Origin of the sequence: Streptomyces sp. 8K308, assembly GCF_004348315.1 — a bacterium.
In the GTDB taxonomy this organism is placed as follows: domain Bacteria; phylum Actinomycetota; class Actinomycetes; order Streptomycetales; family Streptomycetaceae; genus Streptomyces.
On the sequence record NZ_SMKC01000003.1, the window covers coordinates 1 to 18,550 of the forward strand.

The 18,550-nt window shown below is 70.1% G+C and carries 25 protein-coding genes and 2 pseudogenes; 17 read left to right on the forward strand and 10 right to left on the reverse strand.

The window, feature by feature from the left end; genetic code table 11:
* The first annotated feature begins 33 nt into the window (after nucleotides 1–33).
* From E1265_RS00820 to E1265_RS00825, 3 genes are all read left to right on the forward strand, one after another.
* A complete protein-coding gene (locus E1265_RS00820; RefSeq protein WP_132928241.1) occupies nucleotides 34–534 on the forward strand; it encodes a hypothetical protein in 501 nt (166 codons plus the stop codon).
* Nucleotides 527–697, forward strand: a complete 171-nt coding sequence (locus E1265_RS36715; RefSeq protein ID WP_165953605.1) for a DUF6011 domain-containing protein — start codon at nucleotides 527–529, stop codon at nucleotides 695–697. Before E1265_RS00820 ends, E1265_RS36715 begins: the two co-directional genes overlap by 8 nt.
* 405 nt (nucleotides 698–1,102) lie before the next feature.
* Nucleotides 1,103–1,321, forward strand: coding sequence for a hypothetical protein (locus tag E1265_RS00825; RefSeq protein ID WP_132928242.1), 219 nt, complete (start codon nucleotides 1,103–1,105; stop codon nucleotides 1,319–1,321).
* On the opposite strand, the pseudogene E1265_RS38465 reads toward E1265_RS00825, so the two are convergent.
* The 3 genes and pseudogenes from E1265_RS38465 to E1265_RS40165 form a co-directional block, all read right to left on the reverse strand.
* Nucleotides 1,266–1,445 (reverse strand): annotated as a pseudogene (locus tag E1265_RS38465) (hypothetical protein); the annotation flags it as partial. The gene E1265_RS00825 and the pseudogene E1265_RS38465 overlap by 56 nt on opposite strands.
* An 80-nt stretch (nucleotides 1,446–1,525) precedes the next feature.
* Nucleotides 1,526–2,827, reverse strand: coding sequence for an SLC13 family permease (locus tag E1265_RS00835; protein ID WP_132928243.1), 1,302 nt, complete (start codon nucleotides 2,825–2,827; stop codon nucleotides 1,526–1,528).
* A gap of 132 nt (nucleotides 2,828–2,959) precedes the next feature.
* Nucleotides 2,960–3,712 carry a GntR family transcriptional regulator gene (locus E1265_RS40165; protein ID WP_132928244.1) on the reverse strand — a complete coding sequence of 251 codons (753 nt, stop codon included), beginning with the start codon at nucleotides 3,710–3,712 and terminating at the stop codon, nucleotides 2,960–2,962.
* Nucleotides 3,713–3,783: 71 nt separating this feature from the next.
* Between E1265_RS40165 and E1265_RS00845 the strand changes: the two genes are divergently transcribed.
* The gene (locus E1265_RS00845; RefSeq protein WP_165953606.1) at nucleotides 3,784–4,575 is read left to right on the forward strand and encodes an amidohydrolase family protein; all 792 of its coding nucleotides are present in this window, start codon (nucleotides 3,784–3,786) and stop codon (nucleotides 4,573–4,575) included.
* 38 nt (nucleotides 4,576–4,613) lie between these two features.
* On the opposite strand, the gene E1265_RS38480 is transcribed toward E1265_RS00845, so the two are convergent.
* Entirely contained in the window at nucleotides 4,614–5,096 is a 483-nt protein-coding gene (locus E1265_RS38480; protein ID WP_243740442.1) for a transposase, read from the reverse strand.
* Between the two features lie 567 nt (nucleotides 5,097–5,663).
* Complete coding sequence (locus tag E1265_RS00855) at nucleotides 5,664–6,326, reverse strand: alpha/beta hydrolase (protein WP_243740443.1); 663 nt, start codon at nucleotides 6,324–6,326, stop codon at nucleotides 5,664–5,666.
* A gap of 6 nt (nucleotides 6,327–6,332) precedes the next feature.
* On the opposite strand from E1265_RS00855, the gene E1265_RS00860 reads away from it, so the two are divergent.
* On the forward strand, nucleotides 6,333–6,518 hold the full coding sequence (locus E1265_RS00860; protein WP_132928246.1) for a hypothetical protein: 186 nt from the start codon (nucleotides 6,333–6,335) through the stop codon (nucleotides 6,516–6,518).
* Here the strand turns inward: E1265_RS00860 and E1265_RS00865 are convergent.
* Nucleotides 6,515–7,312 (reverse strand): hypothetical protein, encoded by a 798-nt coding sequence (locus E1265_RS00865; protein ID WP_243740444.1) that lies wholly within the window; start codon nucleotides 7,310–7,312, stop codon nucleotides 6,515–6,517. The genes E1265_RS00860 and E1265_RS00865 overlap by 4 nt on opposite strands.
* Nucleotides 7,313–7,453: 141 nt before the next feature.
* A complete protein-coding gene (locus E1265_RS00870) occupies nucleotides 7,454–7,927 on the reverse strand; it encodes a GNAT family N-acetyltransferase (RefSeq protein WP_132928247.1) in 474 nt (157 codons plus the stop codon).
* A gap of 267 nt (nucleotides 7,928–8,194) precedes the next feature.
* Here E1265_RS00870 and E1265_RS40545 point away from each other — a divergent pair.
* Nucleotides 8,195–8,248, forward strand: a pseudogene (locus E1265_RS40545) (hypothetical protein); the annotation flags it as partial.
* 220 nt (nucleotides 8,249–8,468) lie between these two features.
* The gene (locus tag E1265_RS40550) at nucleotides 8,469–8,744 is read left to right on the forward strand and encodes a transposase family protein (protein ID WP_347877138.1); all 276 of its coding nucleotides are present in this window, start codon (nucleotides 8,469–8,471) and stop codon (nucleotides 8,742–8,744) included.
* A 272-nt stretch (nucleotides 8,745–9,016) separates the two neighbouring features.
* On the opposite strand, the gene E1265_RS00880 is transcribed toward E1265_RS40550, so the two are convergent.
* Nucleotides 9,017–9,709, reverse strand: a complete 693-nt coding sequence (locus E1265_RS00880; protein ID WP_132928248.1) for a haloacid dehalogenase-like hydrolase — start codon at nucleotides 9,707–9,709, stop codon at nucleotides 9,017–9,019.
* Nucleotides 9,710–9,805: 96 nt separating this feature from the next.
* Between E1265_RS00880 and E1265_RS00885 the strand changes: the two genes are divergently transcribed.
* The 10 genes from E1265_RS00885 to E1265_RS00920 all read left to right on the forward strand — a co-directional run bounded on the left by E1265_RS00885 (nucleotide 9,806) and on the right by E1265_RS00920 (nucleotide 17,433).
* Complete coding sequence (locus E1265_RS00885; RefSeq protein WP_132928249.1) at nucleotides 9,806–11,002, forward strand: helix-turn-helix transcriptional regulator; 1,197 nt, start codon at nucleotides 9,806–9,808, stop codon at nucleotides 11,000–11,002.
* Between the two features lie 507 nt (nucleotides 11,003–11,509).
* Nucleotides 11,510–11,692, forward strand: coding sequence for a hypothetical protein (locus E1265_RS00890; RefSeq protein ID WP_132928250.1), 183 nt, complete (start codon nucleotides 11,510–11,512; stop codon nucleotides 11,690–11,692).
* Nucleotides 11,689–11,946 (forward strand): hypothetical protein, encoded by a 258-nt coding sequence (locus tag E1265_RS00895; RefSeq protein WP_132928251.1) that lies wholly within the window; start codon nucleotides 11,689–11,691, stop codon nucleotides 11,944–11,946. Before E1265_RS00890 ends, E1265_RS00895 begins: the two co-directional genes overlap by 4 nt.
* Nucleotides 11,936–12,166: a hypothetical protein gene (locus E1265_RS00900; protein ID WP_132928252.1), complete on the forward strand. Its 231-nt coding sequence runs from the start codon at nucleotides 11,936–11,938 to the stop codon at nucleotides 12,164–12,166. Before E1265_RS00895 ends, E1265_RS00900 begins: the two co-directional genes overlap by 11 nt.
* Nucleotides 12,163–12,756: a hypothetical protein gene (locus E1265_RS36720; RefSeq protein WP_165953607.1), complete on the forward strand. Its 594-nt coding sequence runs from the start codon at nucleotides 12,163–12,165 to the stop codon at nucleotides 12,754–12,756. Before E1265_RS00900 ends, E1265_RS36720 begins: the two co-directional genes overlap by 4 nt.
* A gap of 37 nt (nucleotides 12,757–12,793) precedes the next feature.
* Entirely contained in the window at nucleotides 12,794–13,000 is a 207-nt protein-coding gene (locus E1265_RS36725; protein WP_165953608.1) for a hypothetical protein, read from the forward strand.
* A 38-nt stretch (nucleotides 13,001–13,038) separates the two neighbouring features.
* Nucleotides 13,039–13,176: a hypothetical protein gene (locus E1265_RS36730; protein WP_165953609.1), complete on the forward strand. Its 138-nt coding sequence runs from the start codon at nucleotides 13,039–13,041 to the stop codon at nucleotides 13,174–13,176.
* Nucleotides 13,177–13,536: 360 nt separating this feature from the next.
* Entirely contained in the window at nucleotides 13,537–13,941 is a 405-nt protein-coding gene (locus E1265_RS00910; protein ID WP_132928254.1) for a hypothetical protein, read from the forward strand.
* A gap of 441 nt (nucleotides 13,942–14,382) precedes the next feature.
* Nucleotides 14,383–14,607 carry a hypothetical protein gene (locus tag E1265_RS00915; protein WP_243740446.1) on the forward strand — a complete coding sequence of 75 codons (225 nt, stop codon included), beginning with the start codon at nucleotides 14,383–14,385 and terminating at the stop codon, nucleotides 14,605–14,607.
* A gap of 63 nt (nucleotides 14,608–14,670) precedes the next feature.
* Nucleotides 14,671–17,433 (forward strand): alpha-L-rhamnosidase, encoded by a 2,763-nt coding sequence (locus tag E1265_RS00920; RefSeq protein ID WP_132928255.1) that lies wholly within the window; start codon nucleotides 14,671–14,673, stop codon nucleotides 17,431–17,433.
* Between the two features lie 92 nt (nucleotides 17,434–17,525).
* Here E1265_RS00920 and E1265_RS00925 read toward each other — a convergent pair whose 3' ends face one another.
* Nucleotides 17,526–18,221: a permease prefix domain 1-containing protein gene (locus E1265_RS00925; protein ID WP_132928256.1), complete on the reverse strand. Its 696-nt coding sequence runs from the start codon at nucleotides 18,219–18,221 to the stop codon at nucleotides 17,526–17,528.
* Nucleotides 18,218–18,547 carry a helix-turn-helix transcriptional regulator gene (locus E1265_RS00930; RefSeq protein WP_132928257.1) on the reverse strand — a complete coding sequence of 110 codons (330 nt, stop codon included), beginning with the start codon at nucleotides 18,545–18,547 and terminating at the stop codon, nucleotides 18,218–18,220. Before E1265_RS00930 ends, E1265_RS00925 begins: the two co-directional genes overlap by 4 nt.
* Nucleotides 18,548–18,550 lie beyond the last annotated feature (3 nt).

Below are 18,550 nucleotides of genomic sequence, written 5' to 3' on the forward strand. Positions count from 1 at the left end.
CCCCAACCCCACCACCCCGACAGGAACCCAACCATGACGAGCCAGCTGAACACCTACCGCCTCACCTGGAAGCCCGCCGACGCCAACCTGGAGACCCTCACGGTCCGGATGCTCCGCTCCGACGCCCAGGAACTCCACGACCTTCTGACACGAAACGGGCTGGGGGAGACGACGCGCTGGATCGCCACATGTATCGGCGACGGCCGATACGTGCCCCGCCTGTACCAGCTCGCCCGCATCACCAGCCTCACCTCGACGGACGGCCACCCCATCGAGGGCGCCCCCGACCGCGACCGCGACGTCGTCGAGCGCGTCACCGAGGAGTGGTTCGTCCAGACCCGCCAGCCAGACGGCACCTGGGAAAGATCCAGCAGCACCCAGCCCACGAGCGGCCGCGGCCGCGAACGCCTCGCCGCCTTACAAAGGCGCTTCCCGGGCTGGCAGCACCGCCTCCGCCACCGCACCATCACCGTCGTCGACCAGACCGTCCCGGACGACGACACACCGCCCGACACCGCGCAGGCCGATGCCTGACCTCCTGCCCGCCGGCGACGACCAGGAGCACCGCGACGACGAAGCCCCACCGCCGCGCTGCCGCGCCTGCCACCGCCCGATCTCCGACCCCGACTCCATCGCCACCGGCCTCGGCCGTGACTGCCGCGCCCGCCACACCCACCCCATACCGCGCTCTGGCTGACCGCGCTCTGGAGCCGCGGGAAGACCTGGCTGGAGGCTTCGCCGAAAGACCTCAACGATTTCGAGCACTGGCGGCGAGTTGCGGCGGAGAACCCGGGGCGGATTAGTGGCGCCAAGTGGAACCGTGAGCTGGCCGCTTTCGAGTGCCTGTACGCGTGGGCGAAGAAGGAAGGCCATCTGGCCCGGAACCCCATCGCCATGAAGAGCGTGATGGGCCGCAACGGTGAGGTCGTGTGGGTCCCGGAACAGCGAGCCGGTGTGGCGTCGCTGGATCGATATCGGCCTGCGAGGACACACAGGCGAGGGGCTGCCCGAGCCCAGCTGGGTGGGCCGGCTGGAGGACCGCAATGTCGCCTTCGTGCGGATGCTCGTCTCATCGGGCCTGCGCCTGCAGGAGGGGGCGTCAATGCTGACTTTCGAGGTTCCCCGGCGGCGGCTGGGCGGGGGCCGCTACTACCGGGGGACGGTCGCGGCGGCGGTGACGCGGTCGAAGAAGCAGCGCACGTTCTACGTCGCCGCGGACGCGGTGGGGGACGTGGAAACGTACGTCGCCTCCTCGCGGGCTTGGGTCATACGCAGGGCCCAGCGGGTCGGCCGCTACGACCTGCTGCCCGGGATGCGGTGAGCTTGCTGTGGAGATCGGCACTCGGGTCGTTCAGGCCGGTGATCTCGACGGTCTTGCCGCGCTGGGCGTACTTCGTCTCGATCGCGTCCAGGGCGGCCACCGAGGAGGCGTCCCAGATGTGGGCGTGCAGTTTGGCGGGGCGTCGGCACGCTGTCCGTTCCGTTGCCAGCGGCGGGACAGTGCGGCCGGTGAGTCGGGTTCGCTCTACAAGGACGGCAGTAGGAAGACCAGGGCTGCCGTGAGCGGGGCGACAGCGATCATTGACATGCCCCAGGTCATCAGTGACCGGAACGTCGCGTCACGCTTGCTTTCCTCGGCATTGGCGACGACGAGTGCGCCGCCGGTCGAGAACGGGCTGGCGTCCACCGCGGAAGCGGCCACGCACAGGGCGGCGGTGATCCCGAAGGCGCTCATGTCGCCCGCTACGACGAAGGGGATGGCGAGGGGGACCAGCACGCCGAACATGGCGTTGGTCGAGGCGAACGCGGAGACGACCGCGCCGACCAGCAGCATGAGGAACCCGGCCAGCAGGGGCTGGTCGATGCCAGCGACGGCCTTCCCCAGGCTGTCCACCACGCCGACGGTTTGCAGCATCGTCACATAGGTCACGATCCCGCCGATCAGCAGCACTACGTTCCAGGCAATGCCCGAGGCCGCGTCCTTGGCCTGCCCGGGGAAGAAGATGACGAGCAGTACTGCCGCCGTCAGGGCGAGGAAGCCGACGTCGAGGTCGAACCACACGGCACCGACCACAAGGGCCACCAGCAGGGTGAGGGTCACGAGGGTCGTGACATCGGCCCGCGTACGGCCACGGGTGGCAGTGAGCACGGATACGGAGCCTCCCGAACCGCCCGGCGCATCACCCTCCAGCTGGGTGTCCTCGGGCGCCAACTCCCGGCGTCCGCGCAGCTTCCAGCCGCCGAAGAGGGTGAACGCGGCGAGGTTGAGCACGAGGTTGAAGAGGAAGGTGGCGACGAAGATGCCTCCCGCCCCCACGTGGACGCCGCTCTTGTCGAGCGCACCGTCGACGATGGTGTAGTAGACGGCGATGGGTGAGAATCCGCCCGCGTTGGTGCCGTTGAGTATCGAGAGGCCGATCAGCATCGGGTTGATGCGGTACTGCTGGGCGAGGGCCATGCCGATCGGCACAAGGATGGCGTTGGTGGCAGCGCTGATCGCGCCGATCCCGGTGATGAGGGCGGCGAGTGTGAACAGCACCCACGGAATCAGGATCACCCGTCCCCGGACGAAGCCCACTGCGGCCTTCACCAGCCAGTCGACTGTTCCGTTCGCCCGAGCGAGGGCGAACAGGAACGTCACGCCGACGAGGGTGACGAACAGCGAGCCGGGGAACCCCGCGATGATCTCACCGCTTTCCATACCGAAGTACGTGGTCCCGAGTAGGAATGCGGCGACGAGGGCCACCGCTCCCATGTTCACGGGTCTCCACATGCCGATCGCGAAGATCGCGACGAGTACCAGTGTCGACAAGACATCAGCGGACATGAGTCGCTCATTTCCGGGTCGCCGAGCGGTCGGCGCACACCGCGGGTCGAATATGGGGACAGGGCAGGGCTGAGGAACCGGCTTGCCGGTACGGGCTGGTGTGGGGGGCCAGGGTCAGTGCGGTGGGTCGGATCAGGTCAGTTCGACGCGGTAGCGGAACGTGTTGGCTCGGCCGCGGGTCACGCGGCGTTCCAGCGGTGTGTCGTCGTGGGCGCGGGCGATTCGCTCGATGACGACGACCGGTTCGTCTTCCGCGCAGCCGAGCAGCTCCGCGGTCGCGGAACCGCAACGCTCGACGGTGAGCTCTTCGCGCGCGCCGCCCACGATCTGGCCGGCCAGTTCCTCGTACGCCGGGTACAGCAGGTTGCCCAGCTCATCGAGTCCGGCGCGGGCGATGGCCTCGAACCGGGGCAGCGGCAGCCAGATGTCTTCCACCAGCAGCGGGTCGCCCTCGCGCGAGCGCACGCGCTTGAGGTAGAGGACTTGTGATTCCGGAGCGATGCGCAGGACATGGGCCACGGCCGCTTCGACGTTGCGCACCTCGCGCAGCATGATGCGGCTGTCGGGCAGGGTGTCACCCGCTGTGCCGTGACGGAAGAACCGGTGCAGCGCACGGTCCAGTCGTACCCGCCGCACGTAGGTGCCGTCGCCTTGGCGCCGCTCCAGCAGGCCTTGGTCGACCAGTTCGCCCATGACGCGACGGACGGTGCCCACCGAGACGCCGTAGAAGCCGGCGAGGGCCGATTCCGGTGGGATCGGCTCCGCGGGCGTCCATTCCGCGGACCGGATGCGTCCGATGAACTCCTCGCGAAGCTTGGCATGCAAGGGCAATCGGGGGTCGGCGAGTTCGAGTGCCTGCCTGCCGGGAGACGACGACTGTGTCATGGGGAACAGCGTGAAGGACAAACCTATAAACGTCTAGAGGTCTGTAGGGATTGATCTGTACGGTGGATGCCGTGACCGAAGTCGACACCCATGTCCACGTCTTCCACCGCGGCCTCCCCCTGGCTCCGGAGCGGCGGTACTCCCCCAGCGAGGACGCAACCTGGCAGACCTACCTGCGCATACTCGACGAGCACCGCATCGGCCGTGCACTGCTCGTCCAGCCGAGCTTCCTCGGCACCGACAACACCTATGTGCTGGCCGCCAGTCGTGCCCGGCCTGACCGGTTCCGCGCCGTCGTCGTGGTCGACACACAGGACCTGCCGACGGCGACCGCATCGCTTCCGGCGATGCACGCCGCCGGGGCGCGAGGGATCCGGCTCAACATCATCGGTGGGCCGGTTCCTGCACTGGAGCGGCCCGAGTGGCAGGCCCTCGGAGAGACGATGGCGGCGATGAGGTGGCACCTGGAGGTCCAAGCCCGCGGCGAGCAGTGGTCAGCGCTGGCTCCGGATCTGAGCCGCTGGCCGGGCGCAGTTGTCATCGACCATGTCGGTCTGCCCCAGGGCCTGCGCGATCCGCAGTGGAAGCCAGTGCTCGACCTCGCCGCCCGGCCCCACGTCTGGGTCAAGGCCTCCGGCTACTACCGCAGCCCCGACAGAACCGCCGCGCACGCTGCCCTGACACTCCGCGACACCGTCGGCATCGACCGCCTGCTATGGGGAAGCGACTGGCCCTGGACACAGTTCGAGGACGGGCGCCGCTACGGCGGCCTGCTCGCGGAACTCCACGACCTACTTCCGGTACAGGACGACGTGGAGCAAGTACTCGTACGCAATCCCGCGCGCCTGCTCGACTGGCCTTGACCGACGAGTGAACCGACGAGCCGGCCCGGCTGCGGATCCTAGAACCGCGGCGTCACGTTCCGGCCGGTACCGCCTCGCCTTGCGGGCTGCGCGGGGCTGGGCACCGTCGTGGCTGTGGCGGTCATGTCCAGCTCCAGGCGGCTGTTCATGTCCAGCTCGAACCAGCCGTAGGGGTTCACGTGCGTCCAGAACAGCGGGGACAAGGCCCGCCGGTCGGCGTCGGTGAGCGTGTCGGCCCACTTCGGATCGGCGAGGACCTGCTGCATCAGCAGCGTGTTGACGTGCACGAGGGCCGACTGGAGCAGGTGCAGGGCAAGCATGGACACCTCCTGGGACTCCTTGTCCGACCCGGCCAGGTCGCCGTCCTTGCCGTAGAAGAGGTCCTTGTTCGCGGAGTTCCAGTTCTCCACGACCTGGAGCCCGACCGGGTCCACCTTGTCAACCAGCGGCAGGACCCGGCAGCGGGGTACTACGCGTGGGAAGTGGTGGAAGAGTTCCCGTTCGCGTAGACAGGCAGCCAAGCCCTCAACGAGTCCGATCCTTGTATGAGTTCGCCTCACGACACGGCCGTGTTCTCGTATAGCTGCCGCCACCCGTCATGTAGCAGAACGTGATGGCCCTGGGGTGCGGTTCAGTGCTTCCCGTCCCGTTGAGACCGGTGATCGCCACGCTGTGGAGATCCAAGTTGGTTGAGGCGCGGAGGCATGGGTGCGGCAGGCAGGAGCTGGGGCGCGCGGTGCGCACGGCGTTCGTGTGCGTTCTGTGGAATCAGATTTGTCAAGTAGTTCAGTCTTTGCCCCGGTTGACGGCGACGATCGGCACGTCGCGGTCGCCGGGACTCCGATCTCGCGAGGTGTCCTCCCGGCTGGCGTGGGACATCGACCAGCCGTTCAAGCAGATGGTCGAGCGCAGCCTGCGAAGCTCTGCAGACGTCGAGCAGTTCATGGCTTCGGGCGGCGCGGGCCCCTGCCGAGAGTCTGGCAGGGGCTCGTGGTGTAGAGAGCCGAGGAGGGCCGGGACCTGTCCCTAGATGGGCAGCATCCTGGCCGACACGGCTTACCGTCTGCTGGTGGCTTGACGGCCCGGCGTCACTTCAGGTGCCGGGCGAGGAATCGGCCCGCTTCGTCGCCTGCGGACTGCGGGACGCCGGTGTGCCCGCCCATGTTGGCGTGCAGGGTCTTCTCCTTGGAGCCGAAGGCGTCGAACAGGTCCAGCGCGGCCTGCCGGTCGTTCCCCTCGTCGTCCCACTGCAGCAGGACGTGCAGCGGAATGGTGACCTGGCGGGCCTCCTCGAACATGGCCCGGGGGACGAAACTCCCGGCGAACAGAACGGCGGCCGAGATGCGCGGCTCGACCACCGCCAGCCGGGTCCCGATGGAGATCACTCCCCCCGAGTACCCGACCGGGCCGCCGATCTCGGGCAGCGACAGGAGGGCGTCCAGGGCGGCCTGCCATTCCGGGACCGACTTGTCGACGAGCGGGAGGATGAGGGCGTCGATGATCTCGTCGCTGACCGGCTCGCCGGCCTCCATGGCCCGGCGCAGGTTGGCGCGGGCCTGCTCAGCGGCGGGCCAACGGGGCCGGTCGCCGCTTCCGGGGAGCTCGATGGTAGCCGTGGCGAAGCCGTCCGCCGCAGCGTGTCGGGCCCGGGCCACCAGCCGGGGGTAGGTCTTGCGCAGCCCGAGGGGAGGGGGGCTGAGCAGGATCAGCGGCGTCGGTGCGGACGCGGATGCGGGTGTCCACAGGATCACGGCGTCGTGGACTTCTCCGGGCGGCTGGACACCCTCATTGCTACCCTCGCCGAGAACCCGTGGAGCTACCAAGTCGACGGCCACGTGGACGCCGACAACGAGCACGGCATACCCCACCGCACGACCTACACGTGCACCCTGTCGACCGCCGACGGCGAGGCGTGGACACTGGACGACCTCGTGATGAGCTAGCCGCTGCCCGCTCGAGTACGACCGCCGGCGCGCCAGGGAGGGACAGGGCGCCGCGCAACAGGGGGCCGCGCAGCATGCCCTTCAGCTTCGCAGCAGCGCCACCATCGTCGCGTCATCCCGGTAGCCCCGTCATCCTCCTTCACCGTGGCGACGAGCGCGTCCGCCAGGTCCTGAGGGCGGTCACCGAGCTCGCGACACAACTGCTCCATGCCCTCGTGCCCAACGTGATCCGGGATGCCGTCTGACATCAGCAGCACGAGCGGGATCTCCGCCGGGATCTCCGTCTCCCCGCACGTCGCCGCGCTGGCCTGGGCCAAGCCCAGCCGCGCCCAGTTGTCGTGGTGATCGGCGATCTCCGCGGCCACGCCACCGTTCCGGCGCAGCCACTCGCCCATGGTGTGGACGGTGTTGTACTGCCGCAGCTCGCACCCGGAGAAGCCGTAGGCACGGCAGTCCCCGATCCAGTGCACGGCGGTCGACTCCCCGGCATCCACGCGCGCGTAGACGGCGGACACGTGGGGAGGTCGCGGGTAAGCGTGGGCCATCTGGCCGGCGGTCATCAGGCCGGCCAGGCCGCCTTGGGTGGTGCCGATGTGGGTGATCACCGCGGGGGCGTGCTTCACGTAGCGGATGGCCTCGGGGCGGTGGCCTGCCGCGTCGACGACAGCCGCGCGCACCGCGCTCCTGTTCAGCCGGTGGACGTCCCAACCATCCGCGCACGGGGACTCCGTGCCGGGCCGCTGCGCTGTCCCAAGGAGCACTGTCTGCCCGAGCTGCTTGATCGTGTCCGTCATGGCGCCACGATGACACGCCATCCGATGCGGTCGAGGCATGTTCGGGAAAGTGCCCAGTTTCAGGCCGAGTAGGGGCATGCGTTGAGCTAGACGGCTCGGGACTTACGACCTGGGGAGCGATTGCCGGTGACGGCTGGTTGGTCAGGGCCTAGAGACATTGAGCGGCAGATCTCGGTGGAAGACGGCCATAGCCCGGCCGGGGCCGTTGTAGTCGTCGACGATCTTCGTGTCGAAGCCGAGGCTGCGATGGAAGGCGATCGAGCCGGTGTTTTCGATTGACGTGATCGCCTTCAACTGTCGTGCACCCTGACGTTCCGCTGCTTCAGCGAACGCCATGTACAGACGACGCCCGAGACCGATGCCACGGGCGTCATCCCGCGTGGCGATCAGATGCACGTACCCGGTGCCGTCTGGGGTGACGAACCCGAAGATGTATCCGCGGATTCCGTCCTCGGCCCGGGCAGCCAAACAGGTGGAACCGAACTCCTGCACCATTGCCAGAAGGTGCAGCGGCCGAAGGTCGCGTTCGCCCCAGTAACGGGGGTGATCAGCCAGGACCTGGTGGAAGTCGGCCACCCCGGCCGACGCGATGTGTATCCCCATGATGACGATCATGGCAGGTGCCTTGGCCGTTACACGCGAAGGTCCGCACGGGTTGGGCAAGTTGTGACGCAAGCCTGGGCCCGTGCGGCCTGTTCCCACCCTGCCCTATCCGGGGTCTCCCGCGCACATTTCGGTGTTTTGCTCGAAGAACTCGCCCCCAAGTGGCAGGCCGCCCGTGAGTCGGCCTTGCGTGAGCGGCGGGGCGGGGACCGCAGGCGGGCTGCTGGTGCCGGGCCCAAGCAACGCCTGGTCTTCGTCGACCGGCTCCTGGTCACTCTGGTGCACCTGCGGCTGGGGCTGCCGCACGCCGCTCTGGCACAGCTGTACGGCGTGGACCGCTCCACCGTCTCCGCAGCGGTCCGCGAGGTCCGCCCGCTGCTGGCGGCCCGCGGCTTCGCCGTCCCTGACCGGCCCAGGCTGCGGCTGCACACACTGGAGGACGTATTCGCCTACGCGGAGGCAGAAGGCGTGGACCTGCGGATCGACGGGAGCGAGGTGCAGGTCCGCCGCCCGCGCTCGGGTCGCCCCGGCCGCAAGGCGTTCGTCTCCGGTAATGAAGAAGCAGAACACGGTCAAGACCACCACCTTCAGCGACGTGCAGGGCCGCACCCTGTTCAGCGGGGTGGTCCGGCCCGGCCGGATGCACGACCAGACGGCCGTACGCACCGAGGGCATCGCTGAACAGTTCCGCTGGCACCCGAAGGTCAAGGCGGAGGTCGACGAGGGCTACCGGGGCCTGGCCAACGAGTTCCCCGCTCAGGTCAGCGCCCCGCCGAAGGAACCCAAGGACGACGCGCCGCTGGGCGAGCACCACGCCTGGCGTGAGTAACGGCGCCGTCAGTCCTCCCGGCGGATCTGCGTTGAGCACACCAACGCCGAATACAAGCAGTGGCGGCCCCTCCAGCGGTTCACCGGCCGCCGCGAGACCTAGGCCGAGACCCACCAGGCCATCGCCGGATTGGTCTCCGACCGATCCGCCCAGCGGGCCACCCGCCGCAAACCGGGCACCGAACTGGTACTCGCCCGCCAGGCCACCTGCTGATCACCCACCAGCCGACCCGCCAGGCCAACACGTCCCCAACTCAATTGCTCCCAAAGTCGTTAACCCGTCGCGCCACCGGATGCCTTGACGACTTCCTCGGTGGCGGTGAGGTCAGGGAACGTAGCTGCGGCACCGGCCTTGCGCAGGTCGTTCTCCGTGCTCCTGCCTGTGGCGATACCGATGGCGCGGACACCGTTCTCGACTGCGCCGATCATGTCGGCTGGTGTGTCGCCGAACAGCGTGACCCGCGCAGGATCGATCGTCCCCCATTGGCTGGCTGCTCGCCTCAAGGCCGCGCGCACCAGCCCGGCCCGCTCGTTGGCGTCCTGGCCGTAGGCGCCGGCATCCCAGTCGATGGGGCCGTCGAGCCCGTAGACCTTCAGCTTGATCGGGGCCGTGGCGCGAAGGTTCCCCGTGACGACGGTCTGGCGCACGTCGGGCTCGGCCGCCAAGGCGGCGAGCGCCGAGGCCGCGCCGGGAAGAGCGTGCCCCTGCTCTCGGATCTCGGGCATGCGTGTGAGGTGGAGCTCGGCGAGCCGTTGCGCGAAGCGCTCGAAGTCGTCGTCCGTGATGGTGATGCCGTGGGCGATGGCTGTCTTACGGAAGATGACGGGGTCCGTGAGGCCGTCGATGCGGATTCGATGCTGCTGAGGGGTGCCTAGGGCGTGCTCGAACGCTTCGGCGAAGAGGCGGCCTCCGACGCCTCGCATGTCGATGAGGGTGTGGTCGATGTCCCACAGTACGAGCCGCATGACTTCCTCTGGATGGTCAGTTGGTGCAAAGATGCCCCCTCGTCACCGTTTGTGGTTTTACGCTGACGGTGTGGATTGCCGACGGAGGGGAACGGCATGGGTACGCCGAGGTCGCCTATCGGTCAGAGAGTACGTGCCGCGCGGGAGCGCCAGAGGCGCACTCAATCAGCCGTGGCCGGATTGTGCGGCATCACAGTCGACTACCTCTCGCAGATCGAGCGTGGACTGAAGGTGCCCTCGATCGAAGTGCTGCACGCCCTCAGTCGCGAGCTCGGAGCGCCGGTCTCCCAACTGCTGGGAGACAAGGAGGACACCTCTCCAACCGAGCTGACTATCGCCCCAGCGGTCGCCCAGGCTCTTTTTGGATACGGCCGGCCACCAGCTGCTGAGCCGGTTCGACCTCACGTACTGCGCGAACGCGTCGAAGATGCCTGGCACATCTGGCAGACCGCGTCGGACCGCTTCACGAAGGCTGCGGGGATACTGCCGGATCTCATCCGGGACGTGGAGCGGGCCAGGACGGCCTACCGCTCACCAGGCGACGCCGGAGCCCACACAGAAGTGTTGCGCTGCGCGGCCGATCTCTACGCGCTCCTGCGTTCCTACTGCCGGCGCACCGGACGCACCGACCTGTCCCTCATGGTGGCCGACCGCGCACTGCGCGCCGCCCAGGAAGCCGACGATCCGGTCAGAATCGCCACCGCGCATTGGAACCTCGGGCACATCCTCCTGGGAGACAAGCAGCCTGAGGCCGCCGAGCAGGTGGCCCGCGGAGGCATCGAGCAACTGGCCAAGGCGCCCCCTTCCCGAGAAGTACTGGCGATGAAAGGCGCCCTGGAACTGGTGGCCGTTGTAGGACTCGCACGCCGCCGCCGGTGGTGGGAAGCCCGCGACCGCCTCAATGCTGCCGCTCCGCTTGCGGATAAGGTCGGTGAGACCAACGTCGGCCGCACCGTGTTTGGTCCCACCAACGTACAGCTCCATGCGCTCAGCATTGAGATGGAGGCTGGCGAAACCGTCGAGGCACTGCGCGTCGCGGACGATGTCGACACCAGCGAGCTGCCCTCCATGGAACGGCAGTACACCTTTGCGCTCCACGTCGCCCGCTGCTACGACCAGCGACGAGAAGACGCCGCCGTACTGGTGCACCTGATCGACCTCCAGCACGCCGCCCCTGAGGACCTGGCGCGGACCCCAGAAGCGGTCAGCATGGTGCGTCGCCTCGTGGAACGGGTGAGGCCCACCTACCGCAAGCAGGCCCTTGCGCTCGCCACCCGCATGGGCATCAGGTAGAACCCGAGCCCTCGGTCTACCCGAGCTGAGAGTTCGGGTTCCCCGAGCTGAACAGCTCTACGGTCACCGCACCATCCCCGGTCGGCGGAGGTGCCATGACCCACAGAGCCCTGCCCAAGACGGCCGCCGCGGCCATCCGCACAGCATGGGACGCAATCCGCGTCCCAAGGTTCCTGGCCACCTTGGCGATACAGCGGTACCACGGGGAGCCGGGCCCGATTCTCGTCATCCCGGCTGAACGGGTCCTCTACTTCCTCGTCCCTGAGGGAACCGCTGCCGCTTGGCGGATGGACGGCACACGAGGCATCACCGCGACCTGCTTGGAGCTGCCGCTCAGGCACAGGCAACGCCCTCCGGGCCCTTACTGGTTGGTGCCTCCTGCGGGACGGTGCTCCCTGACCGACCCCGCGGAGCTTCGACGGGTTCTCGACGACGTTGGTGGAACTCAGTCGGCGACCGCGCACCGCGTCACGGGCACCGCGAACAGACGCCACCAGGAGGCGCCCGGTGGCTAGTCCCCCCGGAACGGCGGATCCGAACGACGGGATCACCGTCATCACCGGCCTGGAGAAAGGCCCGCTCGAGCGTCTTCCGGAAGCGGCGACCTGCACCTACTGCAACCGCACCGTCTACATCGCCGCCGACCACGCACCCATCTGCCCCAAGTACTCGGCGAAGGCCACCAGGTGACCGCGCCGCCCGCCGGCCAGCAGCCCACCACCTGGGAGCCGCCCGGCCTCAACGCCCTGACGAGGTGGCAGCGCGACGGCCTCGCCTGCGTCGACTGCGGGCGCCTGTTGCTCTTCGTCACCTGCGTCCATGCCGACAGCCTCCGCGATGCCGACGACTGGACCTACGAGGTCTTCCTCTGCGAGCTGTGCGCCCTGCGCATCGCCAGCACAACGCCACCCCCCACGGCAACGGAGCCGCCCCATGAACCCTGAACCGAGCGTTCTGAAGGCCATACCCGTCACCAACACCACCATCCGCATCGGCGACATCCTCACCATCGGTGGCCGCCAGCAACCCGTCATCGGACTGACGGCCGCGGCCGGCGGCGCCAAGGCCGTCCGCTTCCCCGACGGGCTGGTGCTGCTCATGCCCCCCAACCTCGAACTGACCATCGCCCGCCGCGTCCCCGTCTTCCACTCAGGAACCCGATGACCTCCAACGACCTCGTCAGCCACGCCGACCACGTGCGGAGCGTGCTCACCGCCCCCGAACCCCCGCACCACACCCCGGGCGTCCGCCTCGTGACCACCGCCCAGGTGTGGCTCGTGACCAACGCGTTCCGCTACTCCGACACCGAACAGGACCGCCCCGACGTCTGGACCACCCGGGACGAAGCCCTCGACCAGGCCCGCCGCGCCATCACCGACGCGCGGGCGCGGCCGAGCCCCCCGTGGCGCCTTGCAGGAGCAACGACCCGTCCCAGCCGAGTGACCCACGCCTCGCCCCGTCGGCCCCGCCCGGCGGGGCGACGGCCTACTCGCCGCCCCCGGCCGGCTGGTGGCTCCTCCACTGCGGGAGCCGCCCAACGAGAGGCGCCGGCGCCGGCGCCGCTGCCCGAGCTCGGCGACCGCCCCTCCCCCCAGGAACTGGACCTGCTCCGTTCTTCGCGGGTGAGCCTTTCAGGTCTCTGGCCAGCGGGGATGGGGATGCGTGGGTTCCATGCCGAGGAGGTCGAGGAGATGGAGCTGCACACCCCGGCTGATGGCTATGGTGGGCGGGCCGGTGGCGCTGCCGACCCGTAGCCGCGGGCCGGAGAGGTGGTAGAGGATCATCCGGCCGGTGGGCGCGAAGAACGGATCCAGGATCCGGTCGAGGGGCTCGTCGCCAGGGTCCTGTACGGCGAGGTGGACACGGATCCGGCTGCGTGCGCTGGCCAGTGACACCGTCGAGTGGTGGGCCCAGTACGCCGTGATCCGGCCGGCCCGGCTGGTCGAGGTGGAGGGCGCCCTCCAGGCCCGCGCGGCCGTGGCGGCGGGAGGGGCCTGAGATGGCGGAGCAGACCACCCCGGCCCAGTCGTGAGCCAGTGGCAGAGCGAGTGGCGAACGCCCGTGCTGGTCGGCCTGGGGTCACCGTCGTCGCGATCGCGTTCTCCGTGCTGCTGGCCGCCCTCGCCGTGGGCGACGCGGACGCTCCACCCCGCACCTACGACTGCGCGAAGTGACAAAGTTGTCGTCGCTGTTCCGCCGCGTTCTCGCCGCATTACGAAGACCGGCGCCGTCGCAACGGAATATGGTCGGCCAACGCTGCTCGGGGGGATCCGCAGCAGGGCACCGAGAAGGGGAGAAGAATGGCCGACCGCAGTAGACGGGCCAGGAGCGGCCCGCGTCGCCTGGCGCGGTGGAGATCTCGGGTCGCGGTCGGGGCGGCGCTGGCCGCCCTGGCGACGACGCTGACCGTGGGCACCTCGTCCCCGGCCCAGGCGGACGGGGGGTCTTGTCCCAGTGGATTGGAATGGTATCGGTCCTACGACCCACCCCACCACGACCTCGTGTACGTGGCCGCAGAGACCATCATCAATTCGGTGAGGCCCGACTTCCTGGTGAGTGAGGAGCGCGTGGTCGTTAACGGCACGGACAGGGAGATCACGGGAAGCTTCACATCGTCGGTGTCGAGGACGTTCAGTCTGACCTCCACGTTCGGCGCCGGTGTCTCGCTGTTCGGCTTCCTGAGCGCCAACGTCAGCACGAGCATCACACAGAGCACGACGACCACGACCGGTGTTACGGCCACCGCGCCCGTTCCCCCGTACGGCCGGGTGATCGGCCAGTACGGCGTCGAGGCGTACGTCGTGGATCTCACCGTCAACGAGTACCGCTCCATCGGCGGCCTTCCCGAAGAGTTCGGCTTCTGCTATCTGGACGCCTCGTACGCGGGCACGAGCGTCGCGCCGACGGTCTACGCCGGCTGGCGGGTCATACCCGGCTGACGCACCCGCTGCACGCGCCCTTCCTGGCCTCCGCCGCCCCCGGGCGGCGGAGGCCACCCGTTTGCCTGCGCCCGCGTTGCCGGGCTCGAACTCAACCTCCCGACACCCACATCGGACAAACCCGCTGGCCACAGACCTGAAACAGTGACCCGCGAAGTACGGGCCTAGCGGCCGTCCTGAACAACGCCGTCAGCGCCGAGATCAAGCAGGTTTACAGCTACTCGGACCGCGACCCGACTCCGACGCACCCCGGCATCGGCGTCGAGTTCCACTCCGGAGCCAAGGCGTTCTGCATGTTCGACGGGCCGCCGGCGTAGGGCGATCGCGTTGCTGGGCTGAACGGGCCCGGAGGGGGCGGTGTTTTCAGCGGGGTTGGTGGGGGAGAGGAGTCATGTTGCCCCCACCGTTCGGGCGACTCTGCTCACGGAGCGGCGTGTAGGTGTGAAACGAAGGTTCAACGACTTCGTCAACCCGCTCTACTTCTTGCCCGGCGAGCAGAACGCCACCGTCCAGCTGACCCTGTTCAACTTCCAGAGCCAGTTCGAGACCCAGTACAACCTGCTGTTCATGGACATCCTGCTCATCACCATCCCGCCGCTGGTGATGTTCCTCTTCTTCAACCGGCAGATCGTGGCCGGCATGACCTCCGGGGCGGTCAAGGGCTGAGCCCGCGCGCCGCAGGGACGCAGACGACGACCGAAAGAACCGAACCGGAAGTGGGAGAACCGCATGCCCCTCGTCACTGTCAGCCCCGCCCGATTCGAGCACCGGGACACCGCGCTCGGCATCGGCACCGCGACGCCTCGCCTCTCGTGGCAGGTGACCACGGACGACCCCGGGTGGGCGCAGACGGCCTGCGAGATCGAACTCGACGGCGCGGAGGTACGACGCCTGGAGACGGTCGAACAGGTGCTCGTGCCCTGGCCGTTCGAGCCGCTGACCGCCCGCGCCAGGGCCACCGTCCGGGTGCGCGTCGCCGCCGGTGAGCGGTGGTCGGAGTGGAGTGAGCCGGCCACCGCCGAGGTCGGCCCGCTGGCCCCCGAGGACTGGACGGCACGCTTCGTCAGCCCCGCCACCACCGGCCGGATCGGCGACCCGGCGCCCGTCCTCACCCGCACCCTCACCGTGCGCCCCGACGTCGTCTCCGCCCGCCTCCGGCTCACCGCGCACGGCGTCTACACCGCCCACCTCAACGGTGTCCGGGTCGGCGACGAGATCCTGGCCCCCGGCTGGACCGCCTACGCGGACCGACTGCGCTACCAGACCCACGACGTCACCGAGCTGCTGAGGGAGGGCGAGAACACCATCGAGGTGCTGCTCGGCAACGGCTGGTACCGCGGCCGCCTCGGCTGGGGCGGGCGCCGCGCCCTCTACGGGGACCGGCTCGCCCTCCTCGCCCAGTTGGAGATCGTCCACGCCGACGGCTCGGTCGATACCGTGGGCACCGACGAGGACTGGACGGCGCGCCCCAGCGGGGTGCTCGCCGACGACCTCTACGACGGCCAGCGCACCGACCTGCGGCCCCGCGAGCCGGGGCCCGCGGACGCGGTGGAGGTGGTCGAGGCCGACCTCGGCCGGCTCGTCGCCCCCGACGGGCCGCCGGTGCGGATCACCGACACCCTGCCGGCCACCCGGGTGTGGCGCTCGCCCTCCGGGAAGACCCTGGTCGACTTCGGACAGAACGTCGTCGGCTGGGTGCGGCTGACCGCGCGCGGCACCGGGGACGGCACCGAGGTCACCATCCGGCACGCCGAGGTCCTCGAGCACGGCGAACTCGGCACCCGACCGCTGCGCAGCGCCCAGGCCACCGACACCTATCTGCTGCCCGCGGCCGACGAGCTGGTGCTGGAACCCGAACTCACCTTCCACGGCTTCCGCTACGCCGAGGTCACCGGCCTCGACGCCGACGCCGACGACTTCGACGCCGAGGCGGTGGTGGTCGGCACCGACCTGCGCCGCACCGGCTGGTTCGAGTGCTCGGATCCGGACGTCAACAGATTGCACGAGAACGTGGTCTGGGGCATGCGCGGCAACTTCCTCGACGTGCCGACCGACTGCCCGCAGCGCGACGAACGGCTTGGCTGGACCGGCGACATCCAGGTCTTCTCGCCGACCGCCAGCTTCCTGTTCGACAGCGCCGGCTTCCTGACCTCCTGGCTCGCCGACCTCGCCGCCGACCAACTCCCGGACGGCTCGGTGCCGTTCGTCATCCCCGACGTGCTGCGCGACGCGGAGCCCACCGCCGCCGCCTGGGGCGACGCCGCCTGCGTGGTGCCCTGGGTGCTCTACCAGCGGTACGGCGACGCCGACCTGCTGCGCCGGCAGTTCCCCTCCATGCGGGCCTGGGTCGACCGGATCGCCTCGCTGACCACGGACGGCGTGTGGGCCGGCGGCTTCCAGTTCGGCGACTGGCTCGACCCGGCCGCGCCGCCCGACAACCCCTTCGCGGCCCGTGCCGACCACGACGTCGTCGCCACCGCCCACCTCGCCAGGTCCGCCGAGCTCGTCGCCGAGGCCGCCGCCGTCATCGGCGCGGACGGCGCGCCCTACGCGGCCCTCGCGGAGCGCACCAGGGAGGCGTTCGCCCGGCACTACGTCACCGGCGCCGGCCGGGTGCTCTCGGACGCCCCGACCGTCTACGCCCTGGCCATCGAGTGGGCGCTGCTGCCCACTCCGGAGCAGCGCGCGGCCGCCGGCCTACGCCTCGCCGACCTGGTGCGCGCCGGCGGCTTCCGGGTGGCCACCGGCTTCGTCGGCACCCCGCTCATCACCGACGCGCTGACCTCGGCGGGCCGCCCCGATCTGGCCTACCGGCTGCTCCTGGAGCGCGGCTGCCCCTCCTGGCTCTACCCGGTCACCATGGGCGCCACCACGGTCTGGGAGCGCTGGGACTCGATGCTGCCCGACGGCACCATCAACCCGGGGCAGATGACCTCGTTCAACCACTACGCGCTCGGCGCGGTCGCCGACTGGATGCACCGCACCCTCGCCGGGCTCGCCCCCGCGGCGCCCGGTTACCGGCGGATCACCGTCCGGCCGCTGCCGTACCCCGCGTTCAGCCACGCCTCGGCCCGCCACCTGACGCCGTACGGCGAGGCACGCGTCTCCTGGCGGCGGGAGGCGGGCGAGCTCACCGTCGAGGCCGTCGTCCCGGTCGGCGCCACCGCGACCGTCCACCTGCCGGGCGTCGCCGAGCCGGTCGAGGTCGGCCACGGCCACCACGGCTGGACCGTCCCCGAGCCGGCCGCCGACGCCCCGCGGATCAGGACGGTCCGCGACCTCGTCGACGACCCCCGGCTGTGGGGCGAGGCGGTGGCGGTGCTGACCAAGCACGGCCTGGCCAGGGACGCCGAGGACCTGGCCGTGAGCGCCGCCCCCTACCTGGACGCGCCGGTGCTCGAACTCCCGCACCGGCTGGCCCGCAAGAAGTCCCCGGACGAGGTGGCCGCGGCGGCGCGCGCCCTGGAGGAACTGCTGCCGGCCACGGACTGACGGCCGGGGCCCGGCCGGGGGCGCCCAGACCGCCGCGGATCTTCAGGTCCGAGGTGTACTCGGCGGCCACGGCCGGGCTCGGTGCCGGGTGTTCAGAGTCCGCCGACGCTCGCCGGGAGGCGGGCGCAGCGGCGGCAGAGGCGGGCCGAGGCCGCCATCCTGGTGTGCGAGCCGACGGCCAGCGCCGCCGTGAGCACGAGCAGCGGCCAGGTGGCGGTCAGCGGCGCGCCGACGGCCAGCGTCAGCCCGGCGGCGCCGGCGGCCAGCGCCGAGACGGTGCCGGTCCAGGCCGCCAGCGCGGGCAGGCGGTCCGGCACGGGCAGCCGGTGGGCGAGCGGCCCGGTGGCCGCGAGCACGGCGGCCGCCGGCAGGGCGGCCACCACCGCCACCGCGATCAGGCCGCCCGCGAGCAGCTGCGCGGCCCTGGCGAGTCCACCCGCCGCGCCGCCGGCCTGCCAGCTCAGGAACCAGCCGGCTAGCAGCACGGGCGCGGCCAGTGCCACGGTGCGCGCCGTGTGCCTGACCTGGGCGAACGTCAGCTCGCGCTGGCAGTCGGGCGCCAACTCCGCGGGCGTGCCGAACTCGCGCAGCGCGAGGTCCAGGGCGCGCCCCCGTGGCGTCCCGTTCCGTGCGTAAGCGGCGACGGTGTCGGCGAGGCCGTCGCGGATCTCGGTGAGCAGCCTGGCCTTGGCCGGCGCCGGGCCGTGCAGCTCGGCCGCCAACTCCGCGACGTACGCGTCCAGCGGATCGGTGGCCCCGGCGGCGTCGGCGGCGTCGGCGGCCGTCATGTGGCGGGGGAGGGGTTGAGTACGGAGCCGATCGCGGCGGTGAACTCGGCCCAGGCCCGCCGCTCCCCGGCCAGCGCGCCGCGCCCGGCCTCGGTGAGCTGGTAGCAGCGCCGGCGCCGCTCGCCCACCGAGTCCCAGCTGCTGCTCAGCAGCCCGAGCCGCTCGAGGCGGTTGAGCGCCGGATAGATCGTGCCCGTGCGCAGCTCGAGCGTGCCGCCGCTGCGGCGCTGCACCGCGGTGATGATCGCGTAGCCGTGCAGGGGGCCCGCCTCCAGCACGGCCAGCAGCATCCCGTCCAGATGTCCGCGTACCGAGTCCGCCTTCATGCC

Excerpts from the sequence above, each read along its gene's own strand:
- E1265_RS00820 (WP_132928241.1), top strand. The coding sequence starts at position 34 with ATGACGAGCCAGCTGAACACCTACCGCCTCACCTGGAAGCCCGCCGAC.
- E1265_RS36715 (WP_165953605.1), top strand. The coding sequence starts at position 527 with ATGCCTGACCTCCTGCCCGCCGGCGACGACCAGGAGCACCGCGACGAC.
- E1265_RS00825 (WP_132928242.1), top strand. The coding sequence starts at position 1,103 with ATGCTGACTTTCGAGGTTCCCCGGCGGCGGCTGGGCGGGGGCCGCTAC.
- E1265_RS00835 (WP_132928243.1), bottom strand. The coding sequence starts at position 2,827 with ATGTCCGCTGATGTCTTGTCGACACTGGTACTCGTCGCGATCTTCGCG.
- E1265_RS40165 (WP_132928244.1), bottom strand. The coding sequence starts at position 3,712 with ATGACACAGTCGTCGTCTCCCGGCAGGCAGGCACTCGAACTCGCCGAC.
- E1265_RS00865 (WP_243740444.1), bottom strand. The coding sequence starts at position 7,312 with ATGACGGACACGATCAAGCAGCTCGGGCAGACAGTGCTCCTTGGGACA.
- E1265_RS00870 (WP_132928247.1), bottom strand. The coding sequence starts at position 7,927 with ATGATCGTCATCATGGGGATACACATCGCGTCGGCCGGGGTGGCCGAC.
- E1265_RS40550 (WP_347877138.1), top strand. The coding sequence starts at position 8,469 with ATGAAGAAGCAGAACACGGTCAAGACCACCACCTTCAGCGACGTGCAG.
- E1265_RS00880 (WP_132928248.1), bottom strand. The coding sequence starts at position 9,709 with ATGCGGCTCGTACTGTGGGACATCGACCACACCCTCATCGACATGCGA.
- E1265_RS00885 (WP_132928249.1), top strand. The coding sequence starts at position 9,806 with ATGGGTACGCCGAGGTCGCCTATCGGTCAGAGAGTACGTGCCGCGCGG.
- E1265_RS00900 (WP_132928252.1), top strand. The coding sequence starts at position 11,936 with ATGAACCCTGAACCGAGCGTTCTGAAGGCCATACCCGTCACCAACACC.
- E1265_RS36720 (WP_165953607.1), top strand. The coding sequence starts at position 12,163 with ATGACCTCCAACGACCTCGTCAGCCACGCCGACCACGTGCGGAGCGTG.
- E1265_RS00920 (WP_132928255.1), top strand. The coding sequence starts at position 14,671 with ATGCCCCTCGTCACTGTCAGCCCCGCCCGATTCGAGCACCGGGACACC.
- E1265_RS00925 (WP_132928256.1), bottom strand. The coding sequence starts at position 18,221 with ATGACGGCCGCCGACGCCGCCGACGCCGCCGGGGCCACCGATCCGCTG.
- E1265_RS00930 (WP_132928257.1), bottom strand. The coding sequence starts at position 18,547 with ATGAAGGCGGACTCGGTACGCGGACATCTGGACGGGATGCTGCTGGCC.